The organism is Microbispora sitophila (genome assembly GCF_014892245.1).
Lineage (GTDB): Bacteria > Actinomycetota > Actinomycetes > Streptosporangiales > Streptosporangiaceae > Microbispora > Microbispora siamensis.
The window spans coordinates 78,457-100,364 of the sequence record NZ_JADBGC010000032.1; the positions used below are offsets into that span (position 1 = coordinate 78,457).

A 21,908-nucleotide genomic window follows, 5' to 3' on the forward strand; every position below is an offset into this window, starting at 1 on the left:
GCTTCAAGGTGAACAAAACTTTCGGATATATAGAGAAAGTTTCGGGAACTCTTGTGGAACAATAGGTGAATCACAGGTGTCTAGTCAACGAACATCTGACAAGCGATCCTGTCGAAAACGGGAGGAACTCCCTGGTCGGCCTTGACAAAGGCGTGTACGTCGTCGTTTGTCGAGAGTGAAGGGCGATCGGGAGTGGGGCGCATCCCTGTGAAACTTTCACTCCCCTCGGCTCGGAAATCGGGCGCCTCTGTATCGCTGTATGGCCGGACGGCCGGCGTCGGGGCCGTGCGACGGCGATCGCCGTCCGGTGATCACCTGGTCGCGGCCGGTAGCCGTGAACCCGGCCGTGCGCGCCGGGCCTGCGAGCGGTGAGACGGGCCCCGCGTCGTCGACCGCCTCCGCCACGGGAAACGCGAGACGGTCGTTCTCGCCGCGAGCGTGAGCACCTCGCCCTCGCCTCGCCCAGACGTTTCTCCCCGCCGGCCTATAGGCCCCGCGGCGTCGAGTTCCGTGACCGCCCGGCATATCGCCCGAGCCGCCGATGACGGGTGCCCGAAGGGGCCCGCACGCTGCGAAATAAAACACGCCCGGCGGAGGCCGGCCCTCCGGCGCGGCCGCCCCGCACCTCGGGCGTCACGTGCGGGTGCGAGAAATCACCTGCGCATTTTCCGTACGTGCGGAGAAGGCCGCAGGTCACTGGTTGACAGGCTCACATTCAGCCCGCAGACTTACTGAAACTTTGCAGTCAGCGGCTGTTCGGGGGGTGTCGCGTACTGCCGAAAGACGGCTCGGAGAAAAGGATGCGGTTTTTGAATCCTGCTCGTCCGTAGCTGAGAAAGGTTTCAGCATGTCTTCTGGAGGCACGTTCCCCTCCACTGCCTCTGTCGCCAGGAAACGCGTCGTCACGCTGGCGTTGGGCGTCGGTCTTCTGGGCGGTCTCGGCATTCCGGCCACCGGCGTCAGCGCCGCCGCAACGACGGATTCCCAGGCGATCGTCCAGCAGCAGGCGCCGAGCCTGCCCAGCGGACGGACCACCTACCGGACGATCACGGACTACAACGACGAGATGCTGGCGCTGAGCGCCCGGCACCCCGGCCTCGTCAAGCACATCACGCTGCCGCACAAGACCCGCCAGGGCCGGGAGGTGTACGGCATCGAGGTCACCCACGACGTCGGCGCCGCCGACGGCAAGCCGGTCCTGCTGATGATGGGCGTCCACCACGGCAACGAATGGCCCTCCGGCGAGCACACGATGGAGTTCGCCTACGACCTGATCGACAACGACGGCAAGGACCCCCAGGTCACGCGCCTGCTCGACAAAGCGCGGGTCATCTTCGTCCCGGTCGTGAACGTCGACGGGTTCGTCATCAACCGGCGTACGAGCTGCGGCCTGTCCCCGACGTGCGCGAGCAGCGCCGGGGTCGACATCAACCGCAACTACCCCTTCGGCTGGGGCAGCAACGCCGGTTCCAACGCGACGACCCGGGGCCCGGGGCCCGGTTCCGAGCCCGAAGTGCAGAACATCATGGACCTGACCAAGAACAACCAGGTCACCGTCCTGATCACGAACCACACCTCCGGTCACACCGTCCTTCGCCCGCCGCTGGAGAAGCGCGCGGGCGACACCCCGGACGAGGCCGTCTACGCCGCCCTGACCGACGCGATCACGGCCGAGAACGGCTACACGGGCATGAAGTCGGGCTTCGACTACGAGACGACCGGCGAGACCCCGGACTGGTCGTACTACGCGACCCGCGGTCTCGGGTTCACCTTCGAGATCATGAAGACCCAGTCGACCAACAACACCTACTCCGAGGTGATCGAGGACTACACGGGCACCGGCCGCTACGAGGGCAAGTCGAACCGCGAGGCGTTCATGGTGGCCCTGGAGTACGCGGCCGATCCGGCTGGGCACTCCGTCATCACCGGCAAGGCGCCGAAGGGCGCGGTCCTGAAGATCACCAAGGACTTCGACCTGTGGACCGCGCCGATCCGGCAGGCGAACAACGTCGTCGACGCGCCCCAGAGGGTCCCCACCCACCTGGAGTCGACGCTGGTCGCCCCGGCCAACGGCAAGTTCGCCTGGCACGTCAACCCGTCCGTACGGCCGGCCCCGGCCTACACCGAGACGGGCGTCGTCGCCACCGGGCCGGGCAACTTCATCAAGGAGAGCTGGACGCTCACCTGCGCCCGCCCGACCGGCGAGGTCCTCGAGACGGTGCACGTGACCGTCGACCGGGGCGAGCAGGTCGACGTGCGGCTGCAGGAGTGCAAGACGAGGTTCAACGGCAACGGACCGAAGAACTGACCGACATCACGAAGCAGCGTAGCCGGGCGGTCCCCACGGGGGCCGCCCGGCGGCGTTGCATCCGGTAGGCGCTTCGCGATTCACGGGTAAGGCGACCGGCCATGGAGCCGGGTCGTCACTCCACGAAGAAGGGAAGTGTTCCAGGATGAGGCACGTTCCAGAGACCGGCCGGTCGCTCGCCGTGCTGGACGCCTCCCGGATCGTCGCGAACCTGCGGACGCTCTTCGACGGCCACCGCCTCTCGCCGTCACAACGCAGGATCGCGCGCTACCTGCTGGACAACGCGCAGGAGGCCGTCTTCTTCACCAGCGCCGACCTCGCCGCGCGCGTCGGCGTCAGCCAGCCGTCGGTCACCCGATTCGCCGCCGCGCTCGGCTTCCGCGGGTTCCCCGAGTTCCGGGAGGCGCTGCGTACTTCCGTGTTCGGTGATCGGCGGCCGGCGGCGACGGACGACCGCTACAACGAGATCCAGGAACTGGTCAACTCCGAGATCCGCGACCTCGAACGGCTGCGCGACGGCCTGGCCGATTCCGGCCGGCTCCGGCGGGTGGCGGGTCATCTGGCCAGGTCGAGCCCGCTTCTGGTCATGGGCCTGCGGATCTCCGCGCCGCTGGCGCATCTGTTCGGCTACCTCGCCGAGAAGGTGCTCCCGGACGTACGCGTACTGGACGCGCCGGGCTCGATCCTGGAAGACCGGCTGAGCAGGGCGGCCGAATCGGGCGCCGAATGGGTGCTCGCCATCGGCCTGCCGCGCTATCCGCGTGAGCTGGAGCAGGGGCTTGTCTGGGCGCGGCGGGTCCGGCTGAAGGTCGCCCTCGTCACCGACCAGCCGGTGGGCCGGCTCACCGACCTCGCGGACGAGGTCCTGCTCGCCCCGGTGAGCTCGGGCTTCGCGTTCGACTCCCACGCCGGCCCGACGGTCCTGTGCACCGCGCTGCTGCACACCATGCTGGACACGCTCGCCGCCGAGGGGCAGGCCCGGCTGGAGGCGTTCGACGACAGGGCCGCCGAGCGTCAGGTCTTCCTCACCGGCTGACGGGTGAGGGCGTCGAGCAGACCGGGAAACACCTCGTCCACCTCGGCGCGGCGCAGCGAGTTCATCCGCGACGTCCCGACGTAGTACTGCCGGATCAGGCCCGCCTCACGCAGCACATTGAAGTGGTGGGTGGCGGTGGACTTGCTGACCGGGATGTCGAAGCCCCCGCAGGGGAGGTCCGCGCCGGTGGCGTCGAGTTGCGCGACGATGCTCCGGCGTACCGGATCGACGAGGGCCTCCAGCACCTGCTGGAGGTCGAACTGTGACACCTCTGGATGCGGCGGCGTACGTCCCATGGGCTCATGGTACGACATTCATCAAAGTTTGACACCGATCGTACTTCTGTCGCAGAGTGGGCCGCGGACGAACGGAGGACGACGACATGTCCAAGACTGTGCGGTTCCACGAGATCGGCGGGGCCGAGGTGCTGCGGCTGGACGACCTGGAGCCGGGCGAGCCGGGGCCGGGCGAGGTGCGGATCCGGGTGGAGGCGATCGGCGTCAACAGGGCCGAGATCCTGTTCCGGTCCGGCCGGTACATCGAGCCGGTGAAGCATCTGCCCGCCACGCTCGGCACCGAGGCGGCCGGCGTGGTGGAGGCGGCCGGCCCGGAGGTGGCCGGGTTCGCGGAGGGGCAGGCGGTCAGCGTCCTGCCGGGCTTCTTCTCGCAGAACGACTACGGCGTCTACGCCGAGCGGACGATCGTGCCGGCGTCCGCGCTCCTGCCCCGCCCCGATGGGATGGACGCGGTCGCCGGTGCGGCGGTGTGGATGCCCTACCTCACGGTCTACGGCGCGATGGCGGAGGTGGCCGGCATGCGGGCGGGCGACGTTGCGGTGATCACCGCGGCGTCCAGCAGCGTCGGCCTGGCCGCGATCCACACGGCCGGCCGCATCGGGGCCACGCCGATCGCCGTCACCCGCACCCGCGCCAAGGCGCAGCGGCTGCTCGAGGAGGGCGCGACCGAGGTCGTCGTCTCCGGCGAGGAGGACGTCGCGGGGCGCGTGCTGGAGCTGACCGACGGCAGGGGCGCCGAGTACGTCTTCGACGCCGTCGCCGGACCGGGCGTGACGGAACTGGCCAGGGTCGTCGCCCCCGGCGGGACGTTGTTGCTGTGGGGTGCGCAGAGCGGGCAGCCGACGCCCTATCCGGGGTTCGACCTGGGCATGCCCGCGCTGAACATGCGTACGTACACGGTGCTGGAGATCACCAAGGATCCCGGGCGGCTGCGTCGCGCGGTCGCCTTCGTGACCTCGGGTCTGTGCGCGGGCGCCTTCCGCCCGGTGGTGGACCGCCTGTTCCCGCTGGAGGAGGTCGTGGAGGCCCACCGGCACATGGAGTCCGGCACCCAGATCGGCAAGATCGTGCTCACCGTGCGTCAGTAAGCCTTCGACCATGCGTGCGTGTCCGCCGTGGCGCGTGCCGAACGCTACAGAGCCGGTGTCCGCATGACCGCCTCTTCTAGGACTACAGTTTATATAACTGTAGTCCTACATCTGTGAGTGTGCGCATGGACAAGCCGGTCGAGATGTTCGACCGCGACTACGAATGGTCCGCCTTGACGCGGTTCATCACCGACAAGCAACCGGGCGCGACTCTCGGCGTGGTCTCCGGGCGACGCCGCCAGGGCAAGACCTTCCTGCTGGACGCCGCGTGTCGTGCCGCAGGCGGCTTCTACTTCGGAGCGACCGAGGCGGCCGACGCCGAATCGCTGCGCCGCTTGAGCGCCGCGTTGACCGCCCATGCCCGCCCTGCCACCCCCTACCATTTCGCCGACTGGTCCGAAGCCCTCGACGCGCTCCTCGCTCTTGGCGCCGAGCGGCCCACCCCCGTCGTGATCGACGAGTTTCCCTACCTCGCACGGGCGAATCCGGAGCTGCCTTCCCTCATCCAGGAGGCGTTCCGGCCGATGCGGGATCAGCGCACCACATCCCGTACGCGTCTGTTGCTGTGTGGTTCGGCCCTGTCCTACATGGGCCGGCTGTTGTCCGGCAACGCGCCGTTGCGCGGACGGGCGGGACTGGAACTGCTCGTCCGTCCGCTCGACCACCGTCTGGCCGCCGAGTTCTGGGGGATCCCCGATCCGGCGCTGGCTCTCAAGGTCAACGCGGTTGTCGGCGGCACGCCCGCCTATCGTCGCGAGTTCGCACGGGGTGACACCCCGGTGGGACCGGAAGACTTCGACGACTGGGTGGTGCGCACCGTGCTCAACCCGGAGACGCCGCTGTTCCGTGAAGCCCGCTACCTACTGGCCGAGGAGCCGGACCTGCGTGACAGCGCCCTGTACCTGTCCGTCCTGGCGGCTGTCGCCGACGGCAACGCCACGCGCGGGGGCATGGCCGGCTACCTGGAGCGCAAGGCGACGGACATCGCGCATCCCATCAACGTCCTCGAAGACGCAGGCCTGTTGCATCGCGATTCGGACGTTTTCCGGGACAACCGCGCCACATATCGCATCTCCGAGCCGTTGATCCGCTTCTATCACGCCATCATGCGGCCGGTCTGGGACCAGCTCGAGCGACCGGGCAGCGCCGCCCGGGTCTGGCAGGCCAGCCGCCGCCGTTTCGTCAGCAACGTCCTCGGCCCGCATTTCGAGCAGATCTGCCGCGAGTGGTCGCTGCATCACGCCGATCCTGACCTGTTCGGCGGGCTGCCTGCCCGCGTCGGTCACGGTGTCGTCCACGATTCCAAAGCCAGAACCGGTCACGAGGTGGACGTGGCCGTGATCGGCATCGGCGATGGCGGCAAACCGCCGCTCCTGGCCCTCGGCGAAGCCAAATGGAACGACACGATGGGAATCGCTCATATCGAACGTCTCCAGCACATCCGCGACTTGATCGCCGCGTCCGGCCGTTACGACACTACGGGTACCCATCTCGTCTGTTTCAGCGGCACCGGATTCAACGACAAGGCGGTGGCCCAGGCGAGCGCCTCACCCGATGTGCACCTGATCGACCTGCCGGCCCTGTACGGCCGGAGCTGACGCGAACCGGCCTGCCGCGGCCGGCCGCCGCGTCACGTACTCGGTCGGCGCCCCGTGGCAGGGATGCCGTCGGTAGGGTCCTCTGGGTAGGACGCCGACGAGAGGAATCGTGAGCGTGGTGGAGCGGGCCGACGGGGCGGGGCTGCACGAGGTGGGGGCGGGGATCTTCGCCTGGGTGCAGCCGGACGGCACCTGGTGGCTGAACAACGCCGGAGCCGTGGCGGGCGACGATGGCATCCTGATCGTCGACACCTGCGCGACCGAGGCGCGCACCCGGCGGTTTCTCGGCGCGGTCGCCGAGGCGACCGGTGGAGCCCCGGTCCGGATGGCGGTGAACACTCACCAGCACGGGGACCACTGCTACGGCAACAGCCTGCTCCCGGACGACACGGTCGTCTTCGGGCACGCGGCGATGCGAGAGGCGTTGCTGGCCGATCCGATCATCGAGGGCTGCCCGCCGATGTGGACGCCGGTGCCCGACTGGGGACACGTGACGCGCCGCCCGCCGTCGGTGGTGTTCACCTCCGAGCTGACCGTCCATCTCGGGGCGCGCCGCGTCGAGTTGCGGCACCCCGGCCACGCCGCGCACACCCCCGGGGACGTGGTGGCGTGGCTTCCCGGCGAACGGGTGCTGTTCGCCGGGGACCTGCTGTTCAACGGGCTCACGCCGCTGGTGCTGATGGGATCGCTCGAGGGGGCGTTGCGATCGCTGGACTGGCTGGCGGCCTTCGACCCCGAGTACGTCGTTCCGGGACACGGACCGCTCGCCACCGCCCCCGAGCTGCCGCAGATCCTGGCCGCACACGAGCGGTACTACCGCTTCGTCCTCGACACAGCCCGGGCGGGACGCGAGAACGGGCTCACTCCGCTGGCCGCCGCGCAGGCAGCCGACCTGGGCGAGTTCGCCGGATGGGCGGACGCCGAGCGCCTGGTGCTCAACCTCCACCGTGCCTACGCCGAGGCCGAAGGCGGCGAGGTGGATCTCCTCGCCGCCTTGGCCGACGCCGTGACCTGGCACGGCGGGCCGCTGCCGACCTCAGTCTGAGGCCGGCGTCACGACCAGCCCTGCAGCCCGGCTCCGTACGGATAGAGGGGGTTGCCGTAGGTGGTGGGGACGGTCTGGCCCGCGTCGATGCGGGCCCGGATCTCCGACCGCTGGGCGGCGGTCGCGCCCAGGTCGTAGGGGAGGTTCCAGTCCTCGACGGCGTCGGCGAGCACGTCGCCGCCGCCCGGCTTGAGGATCTGGTCGAGGCTACGCGGGAGCTGCCACGGCAGGCGGCCGCGCGGCGTGTAGTCGCCGAACAGGAGGCTCGCCGTGGCCGGGCCGACCTCCTCACCGCCCCGGTACGTCACCACGATGGCGTCGGCCAGGCCGTTCCACTCGCTGATGACGATGGGCCGGGGGAGGGTCAGCACGACGACCACCGGAATGCCCTGGTTCTTGAAGTTCTGGATGACGGCCAGCTGGTCGGCGGGCAACTGGGGCTGCTCCTTCACCCAGGCGGTGGCGTGCGTGTAGGTCGGCTCGCCGACCGCCACGATCGCGAGCTTGGGCGAAGGCCCGGTGTCCTGATAGACGTTGACGCCCGCGGTGGCCGCCCGCGCCTTGACCGCGTCCAGCAGGGTCTGCGAGCCGTACTCCTGGTGGAAGAAGCTCGTCCAGATGCAGCAGGCCGATCCGTCGGTGGCCCGCGGACCGGCCACCACGACGTTGTCGCCCGCCTTGAGCTTCAGCGGAAGCACGCCGTTGTTCTTGAGCAGCGTGATGGACTCCCGGGCGGCCTGGTTGGCGAGCGCGACGTACGACGGCTGGTGGAAGCGGTAGGAACCGTTCACCGGGTCGCCGTACGGGTGCTCGAACACGCCGAGCGTGAACTTCAGGCGCAGGATCCGGGTCACCGCGTCGTTGATCCGCGCGATCGGAACACTTGAGAGGAAGGTCGCCATCGTGAACCCGGTGGCTCCCGGGTCGGCCCCGCCCATCACGTCGGAGCCGGCGTTCGCGGCCTTGACCCAGACCGAGGACGGCAGCCAGTCGGTGGTGATGAGGCCGGTGTAGCCGAGGTTGTTCCGCAGGTAGTCGAGGATCGGCTTGCTGTCGCCCGCGCCCGAGCCGCCCGGGTCGAGGTAGGAGCTCCCGGCGTACCCCGGCATGATGTTGACGGCGCCGGCCTCCATGGCGGCTCTGAACGGGATCATGTGATACTTGATCGTCACCGCGTCGTAGGTGATCCCGGCCTCGCCGCCCGCGCCCTCGCCCGGCCAGTGCTTGACCGTCGCCAGCACGGAGGCGGGGTTGAGCTCGGGGCCGCCCTGGAGCCCGGCCACCAGCGCGCGGACCTGGGCGGCCGCGACGTCGGCGTTCTCGCCGTTGCCCTCCTGGATGCGGGGGTAGAGGACCTTCGTGCCGACCTCGGCGAGCGGGCCGAGCACGCCCCGCGCCCCGACCTCGAGCTCCTCGCGGCGCTGCATGTCGCCGAGCTTGTAGTCGAGCGCGTAGTCCTTGCCCGCCGCGAGCGCGCTCTGCAGCGGGTAGGTGGTCTGGTAGCCGGCGATGGTGTCGCCCGCCGAGACGGGCGGGATGCCGAGCCGGGTTCCGGACGCGCCGAGCAGGACGGCGTGCAGGTCGTTCGGCAACGCCGGGCCGAAGTGCCAGCCCGAGAGCGAGTAGGTCTGGGCGTTGTAGAACATCTGGTACGCCTTCTCCTCGGGGGTCATCCTGCCGAGAAGGTCGTTGACTCTGGTTTCGACGGGCAGCCGCCAGTTCTCGTACGGCTCGATCGTGCCGTTCCTGTTGAGGTCGCGGGCGCCGTTGACGATCGGAACGCCGTCGGCGACCTGCTCGATGTCCGGCAGGTAGAGGCTGAAGGTGCGGATGTTCGACGTCGTCCTGGCACCCGACCCGCTCACCGCGACGACGAACCACTTGTACGTCCACCGGTCGGGGATGTCCCAGGTGGGCGTGTAGCTCGTGCCGGTCGGCTCGGCGACCTTGGTGTAGAGGTCGATCAGGTTGCCCGAGGCGGTGAAGTCGTAGTCGGTGCGGCTGACGTTCAGCCAGACCTCGTAGCGCACCGCGCCGGAGACGGCCGCCCAGGAGAACGCGGGCCGCCGCGTGTCGGTGACCATGGCCTTGTCGGCGGGGGCGGACAGGGCGAACTGGCCGGTGGTCGCCGGGGCCGTGGTGGGCGGGGACAGCAGGGGAGCGGTCGTGGCCGCCATGTCCACGGTGCCGAAGACCTGGAACTCCCACAGCGAGTAGCCGTAGCCGGTCGCGCGGGCCGTGCCGACGAAGCGGACGTAGCGGCCGTCCCCGGTGACGTTCAGGTTCTCGACGCCGCCCCTGCCGCTGGTCGTGGTGTAGATCGGCGTCCACGACGTGCCGTTGGCGGACACCTCGATCCGGTAACCCGTGGCGTACGCGGACTCCCAGTCGAGCGTGACGCCGGTGATGTGCCCGGCGCCGCCGAGGTCAACCCGCAGCCACTGGTCGTCGGAGTACTGGCTCGACCAGCGGGTCGTCGTCCGCCCGTCGAGCGCCGCCGCCGGAGCGTTGCCGCCCTCCCAGGAGGAGGCCGTCACCTGCTTGTACGCCGAGATCGGCGTCCCGCCCGGCGGGTCGGTGGTGCCGCCGCCGCTGGTGTGGACGGCGAACTCCCACAGCGAGTAGCCCCAGCCGGTGGCGCGGGCGGTGCCGTACAGCCGGACGTACCGGCCCGAGCCGGTCACGTCGAGGGTCTGCGTGCCGCCGGTGCCGGTGGTCGTGCTGTAGACGTCGGTCCAGGTGGAGGCGTTGTCGGACACCTGGACCTTGAAGGCCGTGGCGTAGGCCGCCTCCCAGGTCAGGACGACCTTGCAGATCGTCTTGGCCGAGCCGAGGTCCACCTGGAGCCACTGCGGGTCGGCGGCGGCGCTGGACCAGCGGGTGCCGGGGTCGCCGTCCACCGCCGCGGACGCGGGCGTCCCGGCGTTCTCGGTGGACGAGGCGGTCGCGGGCCGGTTCAGCGCGCTGTTGGGGCCGGTGCAGCCCGAGGATGCGCCGGTGGTGCCGTAGACCTGGAACTCCCACAGGGAGTAGCCGTAGCCGGTGGCGCGGGCGGTGCCGTAGACCCGGACGTACCGGCCCGAGCCGGTCACGGTGAGGTTCTGTACGCCGCCCGTGCCGGTGGTGGTGGAGTAGACGTCGGTCCAGGTGGTGGCGTTGTCGGATACCTGGATTTTGAACGCCGTGGCGTAGGCGGCCTCCCAGTTGAGGGTGACCTGGCTCAGCGTCGCCGTGGTCCCGAGGTCGACCTGGAGCCACTGCGGGTCGCTGAACGCGCTGGACCACCGGGTGCCGGTGTCGCCGTCCACCGCCGCCGATGCGGGGGCGCCGGCGTTCTCGGTGGACGAGGCGGTCGCGGTCTTGCCCTGCGACAGCAGGACGGGCGCGGCGTGGGCGGGCCCGGCGACGACGCTCGCGAGCAGCGCCAGCGCCACCGCCAGGACGAGAGGGAGCCCGCGCCGGAGCGTGAGGGGGTGCTTCATGGCGTCTCCTGCCTGCGCTACCAGCCGACCGCGACCAGCAGCCACTGCGGGTCGCCGTGCGAGATGAACGAGGACTGGCCCGCGTAGTCGTCGTAGGGGAAGCCGTAGGCGAGCTTGCCGATGGCGTGGTCGTGCCAGAACTTCGCGTAGTAGTTCGCCGGGGCGGCCTTGTAGTAGTTCGCCGGGTCCGACTGCTGGGCGTCGGACAGCCCGGCGACGTGCCGGTTCAGCGCCGCGCACATCTTCGGGGCCTCGGCGAGCGGTCCGGCGCACCCGGTGACCTGCGAGGTCGTCGCCGTCACGCCCTGCTGGGCGGCGTAGCCGGTGAAGTAGTTCGCGTACGCCCCGCCGGGCTGGAAGATCGACGCGCTGCCCGGGGCCGGAATGCGGTACGGCGCCTGCACCTGGGCCAGTTGCTTGAACTCGGCAGGCACCTCGTCGATGAACCGTTGGAACGTCGCCGCGCGGGATTCGGCGAAGGTGGCGTAGTCCTCGCCGACCGCGACGTCGTAGCCGTCGCGTGCGTGCAGGCGCATCGCGAGCTTCAGGCCGAACGCGTCCACCCGGGTCGTGTTGCCGTTGAACACCGAAGGCCCGACGGTGAACTCGATGAAGTCGTAGTACTGGCTGTTGGGGGAGCCGAGGTAGAAGTACATCCGGCCCGCCGTGTTGGCCGGCATGTCGAAGTAGGGCTGCTCGGCGATCGAGTGGACCTGGCCGTTGTAGCTCCAGTAGACCTGTGAGTCGGGATACTGGCCGTTGGTCCGGTTGAGGATCTTGACCATGACGACGTTCTTGGCCGCCGGGATGTTCGCGGTGTCGCCCCAGAAGGCGTCGGGCGGCGGGGTCGTCGGATCCGTCGAGCCGCCTGTGGTGTTCACGGTGAAGCTCCACAACGAGTAGCCGTACGCGGTGGCGCGGGCGGTGCCGTACATCCGGACGTAGCGGCCCGAGCCGGTGACATTGAGGGTCTGCGTGCCGCCGGTGCCGGTGGTCGTGCTGTAGACGTCGGTCCAGGTGGAGGCGTTGTCGGACACCTGGATTTTGAACGCCGTGGCGTAGGCCGCCTCCCAGGCCAGGACCACCTTGCAGATCGTCTTGACGGAGCCGAGGTCGACCTGGAGCCACTGCGGATCGCCGAACGCGCTGGACCAGCGGGTCGCGCTGTTGCCGTCCACGGCCGCCGACGCGGGTGTCGCGGCGTTCTCGGCGGAGGAGGCGGTCGCGGGCCTGCCCTGCGCGGCGTCGGCCGTGCCGCAGGAGGTGCCGGTCGTCGTGCCGTAGACCTGGAACTCCCACAGGGAGTAGCCGTACGCGGTGGCGCGGGCGGTGCCGTAGACCCGGACGTACCGGCCGGTGCCGGTCACGGTGAGGTTCTGTACGCCGCCGGTGCCGGTGGTGGTGGAGTAGACGTCGGTCCAGGTGGTGGCGTCGGCCGACACCTGGATCTTGAAGGAAGTGGCGTAGGCGGCCTCCCAGTTGAGGGTGACCTGGCTCAGCGTCGCCGTGGTGCCGAGGTCCACCTGGAGCCACTGCGGGTCGCCGAACGCGCTGGACCACCGGGTGCCGGTGTTCCCGTCGACGGCGGCCGACGCCGGGGTGCCGGCGTTCTCCGTGGACGAGGCGGTCACGGGTTTGCCCTGCGACAGCAGCGCGGGCGCGGCCGTGGCCGGGGCGGACATCGCCGCCGCTGCGACGACGCAGGCCACGACCAGGACCAGCGCGCTGAGCACGGCCGCCAGGGCGCGGCGCGTGGGATGGATCGTCGAACGCTTTCTCATGATGGCGATCTCTCTTCGGGGGGTGAACGGGGACGAGCCCTGACCAGAGAATGATCGCCTTCGAAACTTAGGTCAATACTTGAATTTAGTGTGCAACGAAAAGATCTTGACTCGCGACGTCCACTCCCGCCGACGATCGGGAGTTGCCGAGGTACTGCATGTTCCGTTCGCAGTCGGAATCGTCCCCAGTGCTCGGGTCTTTGAGCCAGCTGCAAGCCCCTCCGTGCCCGCCCCCCTTGGAGCAGTTCGCCTGGGAGGGCGTCGAAACCGAGCTGCGCCGTGCCGCTTTTGACACCTGGCGCGGCCTATACCGCAGGAACGACGACATCGACACGAAGCTGTACGCGCACGTGTTCGGCGCGCTGCACCAGCAATGGGACGACCGTGATGGACTACGCGGGCGCGGCGGTCGGCAACAGGGTCGGGCAGACCGTCCTCTGCGACGGGGGTTTCGCGCTGAAGGTGTGGAGCGACATCCCCGGTCAGAACTGCCAGGTGACCGGCAACCGCCAGTACGGCTACTTCTTGGCGCCATGGGTGAAGTCCGCGATCCTCAACGGCTTCACTCTGGCCGGGAGCGCGTCAGAGCCGGCTGAACACGGCGGCCAGCGTTTCGATCTCCTCTGCGGAGAGCTTGTCGGCGAAGTGGCGGCGTACTGCGGCGTCCAGGCCGGGAAGCGCGGCGGTGATGGCGGCGCGGCCGGTGTCGGTGAGGGTGACGATGACGCCCCCGGCGCGCTCGCGGGTGACGAGTCCGCGGGTGCTCATGCGGGTGAGCTGGTGGGAGACGCGGGTGCGATCCCAGCCGAGCGACGCGGCGAGCTCGCTCTGGCGCAGGGCGCCCCCCGCCTTGTCGAGATTGACGAGGATCGCCAGGTCCGGCTCGGACAGGCCGGCCGCCTCGGCGGTGTCCGCGATCACGCGGGCCCGGACGACCTCGTGGGCGCGCTTGAAGGCGGACCAGAACTCGATGGGCTCCGGTGCGGCGCCGGTCACGGCCTCGCTCGAAGCGGCCGTCTCTCCATCTCGCGTTGACATATCAACATGCCTCTTCCTAGTGTTGAAATATCAACGCTAACAGGCGGCTGCCTTCGCGGCAGCCCTGTCGGCGGCGTCCATGTTTCTCGCCCCGCAGGAGGCGCCATGCACACCCGACCTCTTGGAACCGGTGGCCCTCCGGTCGCCCCTCTCGCCCTGGGCTGCGCCGGCATGTCCGACCACACCGCCCCCGCAGACGAGGCCGACGCCATCGCCACGATTCACGCGGCCCTCGACGCCGGCGTCACCCTCCTCGACACCGCCGACTTCTACGGCATGGGCCACAACGAGGACCTGATCCGCCGTGCCCTCCGCGTCGGCGATCGCGACAAGGCGCTCCTGAGCGTCAAGTTCGGCGGTCTGCGTGGCCCCGACGGAGCCTTCGTCGGCATCGAGGGCCGGCCCGCCCACGTCAAGAACGCGCTCGCCTACTCGCTGCGCCGCCTGGGCAGCGACCACGTCGACATCTACCGGCCCGCGCGCCTCGCCCCCGACACCCCGATCGAGGACACGATCGGCGCGATCTCCGAGCTGGTCCAGGCCGGGTACGTGCGCCACATCGGGCTCTCCGAGGTGGGGCCGGAGGCCATCCGCCGTGCCCACGCCGTACACCCGATCTGCGATGTGCAGATCGAATACTCCCTGTTCAGCCGTGATCCCGAGACCAACGGCATCCTGGACACCTGCCGCGAGCTGGGGATCGGCGTCACCGCCTACGGGGTCCTCGCGCACGGCCTGCTCACCGGCGCCTATCGGCGACCCCCCGGAGGTGACCCGCGCGCCCACTGGCTGCCCCGCTTCCACCCCGGCAATCTCGCCGCGAACCTCGCCCTCGTCGACCGGCTGCGGCCGCTCGCCGACGCGTACGGCATCAGCGTCGCGCAACTCGCCGTCGCCTGGGTCATCGCCCAGAGCCGCGAGCGCGGCACCATCGTGGCCGTCCTGGGCACCCGCCGGCCGCATCGCATCGAGGAGGCCCTGGCCGCGGCCGACGTCGCCCTGACCGACACGGACCTCCGCACGATCGACGAGGCCATCCCGGCCGGCGCGGTGGCCGGGACCCGGTACGCCGCACCCCTCATGGCTCTGCTGGACAGCGAGCGCACCCCGGAGCCGTCCGCGTCGGTGCCGTCTACAGAAAGAACAGGCGGCGAATCATGAACGCATCTGCGTCGCCGATTGCCGAAGCGGCCCGGTCAGGCAAGCCGATCGGAGTAGGGATCATCGGACTGGGGGCGAACGGAAGCTGGGCCGAGCGCTCACACCTGCCGGCCCTGCGCGCCGTCCCTGGTTACGAGCTGAGGGCCCTGAGCACGAGTTCGAAAGAGTCGGCGGAGCGCTCCGGCCACCAGCACGGAGTGTCGCGCACCTTCGGGACGGCCGCCGAACTGGCCGCCTGTGACGAGGTGGACCTCGTGGTCGTGGCGGTGAAGGTGCCGCACCACCGGGACCTGGTGCGGACGGCGCTGAGCGCCGGCAAGAGCGTGCTGTGCGAGTGGCCGCTGGGCAACGGGCTCGCGGAGGCCGCGGACATGGCGCGGCAGGCGCGCGACCGCGACGTGCCGACCGTCGTCGGGCTCCAGGCGCGGTCGCACCCGGCCCTGGCCTACCTGCGGGATCTCGTGGCCGACGGCTACGTGGGGCAGGTGCTGTCCACGACGGTCGTCGGCTCCGGCGGCGCCTGGGGCGCCACCGTCGGCCCCGGCGATCACCACGTGCTCGACGCCGCCAACGGCATGACGCTGCTGACCATCCCCTTCGCCCACACCCTCGACGGACTCGCGTCCGTCCTGGGAGAGCCCGAGGATCTGCGGATCCACCTGGCGTCGCGGCGTACGTCGGCCGTGGACACCGGGAGCGGGCGGCCCGTCCCCATGACCGCGCCGGACCAAGTGGTGGCCTCGGGACGGCTGCCGGGCGGCGCGGTGACCACCTTCCACTACCGCGGAGGGATCTCCCGGGGCACCAACTTCCGCTGGGAGATCAACGGCACCGAGGGCGACCTCGTCCTCACCGCCCCGATCGGCCATCTCCAGCTCAGCCCGATCACCATCAAAGGCGGCCGCGGGACGTCCACCGGCCTCGCTCCTCTGGCGGTGCCGGAATCCTACGTTCGCGTTCCGCGACTGGACCCCCACGCTGACGCGCCGGCCTACGCGGTCGCCCACGCCTACCAGCGGTTCCTGGACGACCTGCGCGAGGGCGGCACTCCGGGCGTGCCCGATTTCGCGCACGGCGCCGCCCGGCACCGCAGCATCGAATCCGCCGTCGCGACAGCCTGACCGCGACCCCTCAACCGCCGGGCCAGCAGGCTGCGGAAGCCCGCCCGTACGAGCGCCTGGTCGTCGGCGAGGAGCACTCTGATCGTCATTCCGCCGAACCTGCCACAGGGATCTCGGCCTTCACGGCGAAGCCCCGGGGGGCCGGGCCCACGGTGAGCGTCCCGCCGAGGATGCGCACCCGCTCGCGCATCCCGGTGAGGCCGTTCCCCTCGGCGACTCCCCCGCCGGAGGAGTCGCCCTTGCCGTTGTCGGTGATCTGGACGATGACCGAGTGCGCGGGGCGGCCGACCGCCACCTCGGCCGTGGTCGCCCCCGAATGCCTGAGCGCGTTGGCGAGGGAAGCGGGTGCCCCGCGACTCGCGTCACGGGGCACCCCGGGTGAATCAGATCGGTGAACCAGGTCTCAGCAGGGCGTCAGCTCTTCGGCGTGCCGCCGTACTCGACGATCAGCGCGTCGGCGTCACGCAGGAGCGTGGCGCGGACCTGGGCGTCGGTCACGACCTTCTTGTCGTCGACGGTCTTCTTGAACTTCTCGAGTTCCTTGACGATCTTGTCGTCCCTGTCCTTGCCCTTGTCGTCCTTGTTCTCGGCCTTTCGTATGCCGTCGAGCGACTTGTGCAGCTTGTCGGCGTTCTTTCCGGTGAGGTTTCCGGCGGCCTCGAAACGGTCGATCAGCGCGGAGATGTCGTCCGTCGAGGTGACGACGGAGAACTTCACCGTCTGAACGGTCCGGTTGCCGGCCTTGTTGACGGCGGTGACGGTGAGCGTGTGCTCGCCCAGGGCCAGCTCGTACAGCGCCTGGACCGTGCCCGCCGTGAACGGCTTGCCGTCCAGCGTGCCGGTGACCGTCTTGATGCCGGAGCCGTTGTCGACGGCCGTCCATCCGATGGTCAGGTCCTGGCCGTCGCCGTACTTCTGCCCGCCGGCCACTCCGGAGACCGCGACGGTCGGGGCCTTCGTGTCGATCTTGACCGTCACGGCCTTGATCTCCTCGACGTTGCCGGCCTTGTCGGCCGAGCGGTAGCGCAGCTCGTGCTGCCCCTCGCCCGTGACGTCGACCGTCTTGGCGTACGCCGTCCAGGCGCCGCCGTCCATCGAGTACTCGGTCTTCGCCACGCCGGACGTGCCGTCCGTCGCGGCCAGGGTCACCGGGACCGCGCCGTTGTGCCAGCCGTCGTCGTTCGCCGGCGCGAACGACGCGGTGGTCATCGGCGCCGTCGCGTCCACCTTGACCGCGAGGGTCTTGGCGTCCTCGACGTTGCCCGCCTTGTCCGCGGAGCGGTAGGCCAGCGTGTGCGAGCCGTCGCCCGAGACCACGACCGGGTCGGTGTAGGCGGTCCACTCGCCGCCGTCCACCTTGTATTCGGTCTTGTCGACCCCGCTGCCGTTCGCCTCGTCGGCGGCCTTCAGCGTGACCGAGATCGGTCCGGTGAACCAGCCGCTCGCCGGCTCCGCCGGATCGAGGGTGGCCGTCGTCACGGGCGCCTTCGCATCCTTCGAGGCGCGGACGAGCGTGAAGTCGTCCACGTCGAAGTCGGCCCCGGTGAACACCAGGTAGAGCTTCACGCTCCCGGAGGGGACGTTCGTGAGCGCCGTGGAGACGTCCGCGTACGACTCCCACCCGCCGGTGTTCGGGACGGTGACGCTGCCGAGCACGGGGCCGGTCGGGGAACCGGTCCGGATCTCGAAGCCGCCGCTCGGGTTGGGCGAGGCCACCCGGGCCGTGAAGCGGGTGACACCGGTGAGGTCCACGCCGTCGTACGCCGCCCAGTCACCCGGGTTGACGTAGCCGAGCACGGTGCCGCCGTGCGCGGGGGCGTGGGGGTAGGTGTCGACGCCCTTCGCCTCCGTCCAGCTCTCGGCCTGGACGGTGACGTCGCCCTCCGCCGGGCCGAGCTCCTTGATGCGGATGTTCCGGAACGCCACTTCGTCGCCGTCGCCGTGGTTCTGGATGCCCACGTAGCCCTGCTGGAGGGACCGCTTCGGGTCGGTGTTGGTGAAGTCGTTGATCTTCACGCCGTTGAGGAAGATCTGCAGGCGCTCACCCTCCACCCGGAGCTCGTAGGTGTTCCACTGCCCCGGCGGGTTGAGCGCGGCGTCCCTGGCCTTGAGGTCCGCCGACTGGAAGCCGTAGACCGACCCGGTGGTCTTCTCCGGGACGTCCGTGGCGTCGATCTGGATCTCGTAGCCGTTGTCGACCGCCGACCACGGGTCGTCCGAGGCGGGGAAGCCCACGAAGACGCCCGCGTTGTCGTCGCCGCGCATCTTCCAGTCGAGCTTGAGCGAGTAGGAGTGGAACTCCTTCGCCTTGTACCAGAACAGCCCCAGGCCGCCGTGCGAGGTCAGGGTGCCGTCGGCGTTGGTGAATCCGCCGGGCCCGGCCTGCTGCCAGCCGGTGGTGCTGCCGTTGTAGAGCGTCGTGTAGCCGGTCTCGGGACGGCAGTCGGCCTTGAGGTCGCCCATGGCGTACCTGATGCCGCCGAGCAGGTGCTGCCGGAACTCCGGCTCGGAGAAGGATTCCGCCGTGTGCCCGCCGCCCGTGTAGAACGAACGACCGCCCTGATACTCCTTGCACCAGGCGATCGGGTGGTCCTCGCCCATCCTGCCGCCGGAGTAGGACTTCTCGTCCAGCGTGGCCAGCACGTGCGCGGTGGTGCGGGCGTTGGAGCGGTAGTCGTACCACTCGTCGGTGCGGGTCCACTGCGAGCCGAGGTGGGCGGTCGCCGGGTGGGCCCGGTCCTCCACCTTCACGGTCGCCTTCTGCACCGCGGGGTGCGAGGCGAACCACGCGCCGACCAGGCCGCCGTAGAACGGCCAGTCATACTCGGTGTCCGCCGCCGCGTGGATGCCCACGTAGCCGCCGCCCGCCTTGACGTACGACTCGAAGGCCGCCTGCTGGGCGTCGTTCAGCACGTCGCCCGTGGTGCTGAGGAACACCACGGCCTTGTACTTGGCCAGGTTCTGGGCGGTGAAGACGGCGGGGTCCTCGGTCGCGGTGACCTTGAAGCCCAGGTCCTTGACGGCCTGGATGCCCGCCGGGATCGAGTCGTGCCGGAAGCCGGCCGTACGCGAGAAGACCAGGACCTCGCCCTCGGCGCCGCCGCCCGGGGCAGTCGAGGTCGTCCACTTCTGCGCGTTGCTGCCGTCACAGGTCTTGATGACCATCTGCCCGGTGTTCGAGCCGTCGAGGCACTTGCCGGACTGCGGGTTCTTGATGGTGCCGTCCGTCCCGATCGTCCAGACCTGCGCGCCGACATTGGCGACGCAGTCCCAGATCTGCACCCGCGTGCCGTCGGCGGTGCCGCCGTTGGACACGTCGAGGCACTTGCCGAGCGAGCGGAGCGTGGAGCCGTTGACGCTCCAGACCTGAGCCCCGGTGCCGTTGCACTGGTAGAGCTGCACGTTGGTGCCGTTGGCCGGGTTGGCGCCCGCGACGTCGAGGCACAGGCCGCCGGCGTTGACGATCGGTCCCGGGCTTCCGCCCGCGGGCGGCTCGGCCGTCAGCGTGAAGTCGTCCACGTCGAACAGCGCGCCGTCGTTGCCCTTGAAGAGCAGGAAGAGCTCGGTCGTCCCCGCCGGGGCGTTCGACAGCGGCGCGGAGACGTCGGTGAAGGTCTCCCAGCCTCCGGTGACGGGCACGCTCACCTTGCCCAGCAGGGTGCCGGTCGGCGATCCCGTGCGGACCTCGATGGTGCCGCCCTTCCCGCCGGACGAGACGCGGGCGGCGATCCCCTTGGCCTTGCTCAGCTCGTAGGGCTTGAAGGAGATCCAGTCGCCGTTGTTGATGTCGCCGACGGTCTTGCCGCCGTGCGCCTGCGACTTGCTGATCGGGTTGACGCCCGAGGAGGCCGCGTAGTGCTCGGCCTGCCGGTGCCGGGGCTGCAGGATGTGCTGGGTGTGGGTGGTCAGCCCGCCCTTGTCGGTGTACTCGGCGTCGAACACCGCGAAGATGTTCGCCGCGTCGTCGTGCTCGCCGTCCACGGGGATGGTCAGCTGGCCCGAGCAGCCGTTCTTCGAGCTGATCTGGTGGCCGTGGCTGTCGTGGCCCAGCACGTAGGTCATCTTGACCTTCGCGCAGTCGACGTCGCCGTCCTCGGGGTCGGTGACCTTGATCGTGAAGGGGACGGAGTCGCCCCACTGGAACAGGCTGCCCGCCGTGGGCGTCTCGATGGTCACGGTCGGCGCGGTGTTGCCCGCCGTGACGACCACGCTGGCGCTGCCGCTGTTGCCCGCGGGGTCGCGCACCGTGAGCGTCGCGGTGTACGTGCCGTCCTTGTCGTACGTCTTGACCGGGTTCGCCTCGGTGGAGGTGGTGCCGTCGCCGAAGTCCCAGGAGTACGTGAGCGTCGCGCCCTCGGGGTCGGCGGAGCCGGCCGAGGAGAACGTGACCGTGAGAGGCGTCTTGCCCGAGGTCTTGTCGGCCTTGGCCACCGCGATCGGGGAACGGTCACGGCCCTTGATGTACTCGAAGCGGTACAACGCCGAGTTGGCGTCGCCGTTGAAGTAGCCGGTGCCGTAGTCGAGCACGTACAACGCGCCGTCCGGGCCGAACGCCAGGTCCATCACCTGCGTGCCGGTCCACGGGAAGTCGGCGATGTCGCCGCGGGTCCCGTCGGCCTGCACGTCGATCGCCTTGATCCACCTGCGGCCGAACTCACCGGCGAAGAGGTGGCCGTCGAGATCCTGGGGGAACTTGACCGCCGAGTTGAGGGCGGCGTCGTAGTGGTAGACCGGCCCGCCCATCGGGGACTCGGAGCCGCCGCCGAACTCGGGTGGCGAGCCGGCGTCGCCGCCGTACCTGATCCACGCGGGCTGGGCGGGCGGCAGCGTGCGCTGCCCGGTGTTGCGAGGAGAGGCGTTGACCGGGCCGCCGGCGCAGTCGTACTTCGCCCCGGAGGGACCGGAGGGGAAGGTGAACGCGTTGTAGGTCTCGACCGGCGTGTTGGTGCCCGTGCAGTAGGGCCAGCCGTAGTTGCCGGGGCGGGTGACCCGGTTGAACTCGACCTGGCCGCTCGGCCCCCGGTTGGGGTCGGTGGTGCCGGCGTCCGGGCCGTAGTCGCCCACGTAGACGACGCCGGTGGCCTTGTCGACGCTCAGCCGGAACGGGTTGCGGAAGCCCATCGCGTAGATCTCGGGCCGGGTGTCCGGGGTGCCCGGCGGGAACAGGTTGCCCTCGGGGATGTCGTAGGTCCCGTCCGGCTTGACCTTGATGCGCAGGATCTTGCCGCGCAGGTCGTTGGTGTTGCCGGAGCTGCGCTGGGCGTCGTACGCCGGGTTGCGGTCGGGCCGCTGGTCGAGGGGGGAGTAGCCCGACGAGTCGAAGGGGTTGCTGTCGTCGCCGGTCGACAGGTAGAGGTTGCCGGCGGCGTCGAAGTCCATGTCGCCGCCCACGTGGCAGCAGATGCCGCGGTCGGCCGGCACATCGAGGATCTTGACCTCGCTGTCCTTGTCCAGCGTCCAGTCGGGCTTGACGGTGAACCTGGACAGCCGGTTCACGCCCTTCCAGGCCGAGAAGTCGGACGCGGTGGCCGGGGCGTCGCCGTCGGGGGTGTTGAGACGGGGAGCGTAGTAGAGGTAGATGAACCGGTTGGTCGCGAAGCCAGGGTCGGCGGCGACCCCCTGGAGCCCCTCCTCGTCGTGGGTGTAGACGTTCAGCGTGCCGACCACGGTGGTGTCGCCGCGGGCGTCGGTGCGCCGCAGGACACCCTCGCGAGCGGTGTGCAGCACCGACAGGTCGGGCAGCACGGTCATCGTCATCGGCTCGCCCATCTCGGCGACGCCCCTGGCCAGCTCCACCCGCTGGTAGTCGGTGGCGTCGATGGGCGCCGCCTGCGCGGGCGCGGCCGGGGTGAGCACGGTCAGGCCCGTGAAGGCCAAAAGTAAGGCGCAGGTCTGCGCGATCCGTTTTCTGGCGCGATCGGTCGGCCGCCTGGGGGGCATGGCGGGGCTTCCTT

The 21,908-nt window shown here is 69.9% G+C and carries 13 protein-coding genes; 7 read left to right on the top strand and 6 right to left on the bottom strand.

The annotated features are described in order from the left end of the window. Positions 1 to 847: 847 nt before the first annotated feature. Together IL992_RS39725 and IL992_RS39730 are read left to right on the top strand one after the other, a co-directional pair. On the top strand, positions 848 to 2,308 hold the full coding sequence (locus IL992_RS39725) for a M14 family zinc carboxypeptidase (protein ID WP_193208455.1): 1,461 nt from the start codon (positions 848 to 850) through the stop codon (positions 2,306 to 2,308). A gap of 145 nt (positions 2,309 to 2,453) precedes the next feature. Then, on the top strand, positions 2,454 to 3,344 hold the full coding sequence (locus IL992_RS39730) for a MurR/RpiR family transcriptional regulator (protein WP_193208456.1): 891 nt from the start codon (positions 2,454 to 2,456) through the stop codon (positions 3,342 to 3,344). Here the strand turns inward: IL992_RS39730 and IL992_RS39735 are convergent. Continuing rightward, entirely contained in the window at positions 3,323 to 3,640 is a 318-nt protein-coding gene (locus tag IL992_RS39735; protein WP_193208457.1) for an ArsR/SmtB family transcription factor, read from the bottom strand. The two genes, IL992_RS39730 and IL992_RS39735, sit on opposite strands and share 22 nt — an antisense overlap. A gap of 86 nt (positions 3,641 to 3,726) precedes the next feature. On the opposite strand from IL992_RS39735, the gene IL992_RS39740 reads away from it, so the two are divergent. The 3 genes from IL992_RS39740 (at position 3,727) to IL992_RS39750 (ending at position 7,371) form a co-directional block, all read left to right on the top strand. After that, complete coding sequence (locus IL992_RS39740; RefSeq protein WP_193208458.1) at positions 3,727 to 4,728, top strand: zinc-dependent alcohol dehydrogenase family protein; 1,002 nt, start codon at positions 3,727 to 3,729, stop codon at positions 4,726 to 4,728. 125 nt (positions 4,729 to 4,853) lie between these two features. Then, positions 4,854 to 6,326: an AAA family ATPase gene (locus tag IL992_RS39745; RefSeq protein ID WP_193208459.1), complete on the top strand. Its 1,473-nt coding sequence runs from the start codon at positions 4,854 to 4,856 to the stop codon at positions 6,324 to 6,326. A gap of 109 nt (positions 6,327 to 6,435) precedes the next feature. After that, the gene (locus tag IL992_RS39750) at positions 6,436 to 7,371 is read left to right on the top strand and encodes an MBL fold metallo-hydrolase (protein ID WP_319019121.1); all 936 of its coding nucleotides are present in this window, start codon (positions 6,436 to 6,438) and stop codon (positions 7,369 to 7,371) included. Positions 7,372 to 7,379: 8 nt separating this feature from the next. Here the strand turns inward: IL992_RS39750 and IL992_RS39755 are convergent, their stop codons facing one another. From IL992_RS39755 to IL992_RS39765, 3 genes are all read right to left on the bottom strand, one after another. Further along, the gene (locus IL992_RS39755; RefSeq protein WP_193208460.1) at positions 7,380 to 10,853 is read right to left on the bottom strand and encodes a discoidin domain-containing protein; all 3,474 of its coding nucleotides are present in this window, start codon (positions 10,851 to 10,853) and stop codon (positions 7,380 to 7,382) included. A gap of 17 nt (positions 10,854 to 10,870) precedes the next feature. Beyond that, positions 10,871 to 12,634, bottom strand: a complete 1,764-nt coding sequence (locus tag IL992_RS48745) for a discoidin domain-containing protein (protein ID WP_193208461.1) — start codon at positions 12,632 to 12,634, stop codon at positions 10,871 to 10,873. A 582-nt stretch (positions 12,635 to 13,216) separates the two neighbouring features. Continuing rightward, entirely contained in the window at positions 13,217 to 13,672 is a 456-nt protein-coding gene (locus IL992_RS39765) for a MarR family winged helix-turn-helix transcriptional regulator (protein WP_193208462.1), read from the bottom strand. 105 nt (positions 13,673 to 13,777) lie between these two features. Here IL992_RS39765 and IL992_RS39770 point away from each other — a divergent pair, with 105 nt between their 5' ends. Together IL992_RS39770 and IL992_RS39775 are read left to right on the top strand one after the other, a co-directional pair. Next, positions 13,778 to 14,833: an aldo/keto reductase gene (locus IL992_RS39770; protein WP_193208463.1), complete on the top strand. Its 1,056-nt coding sequence runs from the start codon at positions 13,778 to 13,780 to the stop codon at positions 14,831 to 14,833. Then, positions 14,830 to 15,954 carry a Gfo/Idh/MocA family protein gene (locus IL992_RS39775; protein ID WP_193208464.1) on the top strand — a complete coding sequence of 375 codons (1,125 nt, stop codon included), beginning with the start codon at positions 14,830 to 14,832 and terminating at the stop codon, positions 15,952 to 15,954. Before IL992_RS39770 ends, IL992_RS39775 begins: the two co-directional genes overlap by 4 nt. Positions 15,955 to 16,039: 85 nt before the next feature. On the opposite strand, the gene IL992_RS39780 is transcribed toward IL992_RS39775, so the two are convergent. After that, positions 16,040 to 16,327, bottom strand: a complete 288-nt coding sequence (locus tag IL992_RS39780) for a sensor histidine kinase (RefSeq protein ID WP_226874644.1) — start codon at positions 16,325 to 16,327, stop codon at positions 16,040 to 16,042. A gap of 41 nt (positions 16,328 to 16,368) precedes the next feature. After that, positions 16,369 to 21,894, bottom strand: a complete 5,526-nt coding sequence (locus IL992_RS39785) for a ThuA domain-containing protein (protein WP_193208466.1) — start codon at positions 21,892 to 21,894, stop codon at positions 16,369 to 16,371. Positions 21,895 to 21,908 lie beyond the last annotated feature (14 nt).

Coding starts and splice junctions, on each gene's coding strand:
- IL992_RS39765 (WP_193208462.1), bottom strand. CDS start 13,672: ATGTCAACGCGAGATGGAGAGACGGCCGCTTCGAGCGAGGCCGTGACC.
- IL992_RS39785 (WP_193208466.1), bottom strand. CDS start 21,894: ATGCCCCCCAGGCGGCCGACCGATCGCGCCAGAAAACGGATCGCGCAG.
- IL992_RS39740 (WP_193208458.1), top strand. CDS start 3,727: ATGTCCAAGACTGTGCGGTTCCACGAGATCGGCGGGGCCGAGGTGCTG.
- IL992_RS39735 (WP_193208457.1), bottom strand. CDS start 3,640: ATGGGACGTACGCCGCCGCATCCAGAGGTGTCACAGTTCGACCTCCAG.
- IL992_RS39730 (WP_193208456.1), top strand. CDS start 2,454: ATGAGGCACGTTCCAGAGACCGGCCGGTCGCTCGCCGTGCTGGACGCC.
- IL992_RS39770 (WP_193208463.1), top strand. CDS start 13,778: ATGCACACCCGACCTCTTGGAACCGGTGGCCCTCCGGTCGCCCCTCTC.
- IL992_RS39755 (WP_193208460.1), bottom strand. CDS start 10,853: ATGAAGCACCCCCTCACGCTCCGGCGCGGGCTCCCTCTCGTCCTGGCG.
- IL992_RS39745 (WP_193208459.1), top strand. CDS start 4,854: ATGGACAAGCCGGTCGAGATGTTCGACCGCGACTACGAATGGTCCGCC.
- IL992_RS39725 (WP_193208455.1), top strand. CDS start 848: ATGTCTTCTGGAGGCACGTTCCCCTCCACTGCCTCTGTCGCCAGGAAA.
- IL992_RS39775 (WP_193208464.1), top strand. CDS start 14,830: ATGAACGCATCTGCGTCGCCGATTGCCGAAGCGGCCCGGTCAGGCAAG.
- IL992_RS48745 (WP_193208461.1), bottom strand. CDS start 12,634: ATGAGAAAGCGTTCGACGATCCATCCCACGCGCCGCGCCCTGGCGGCC.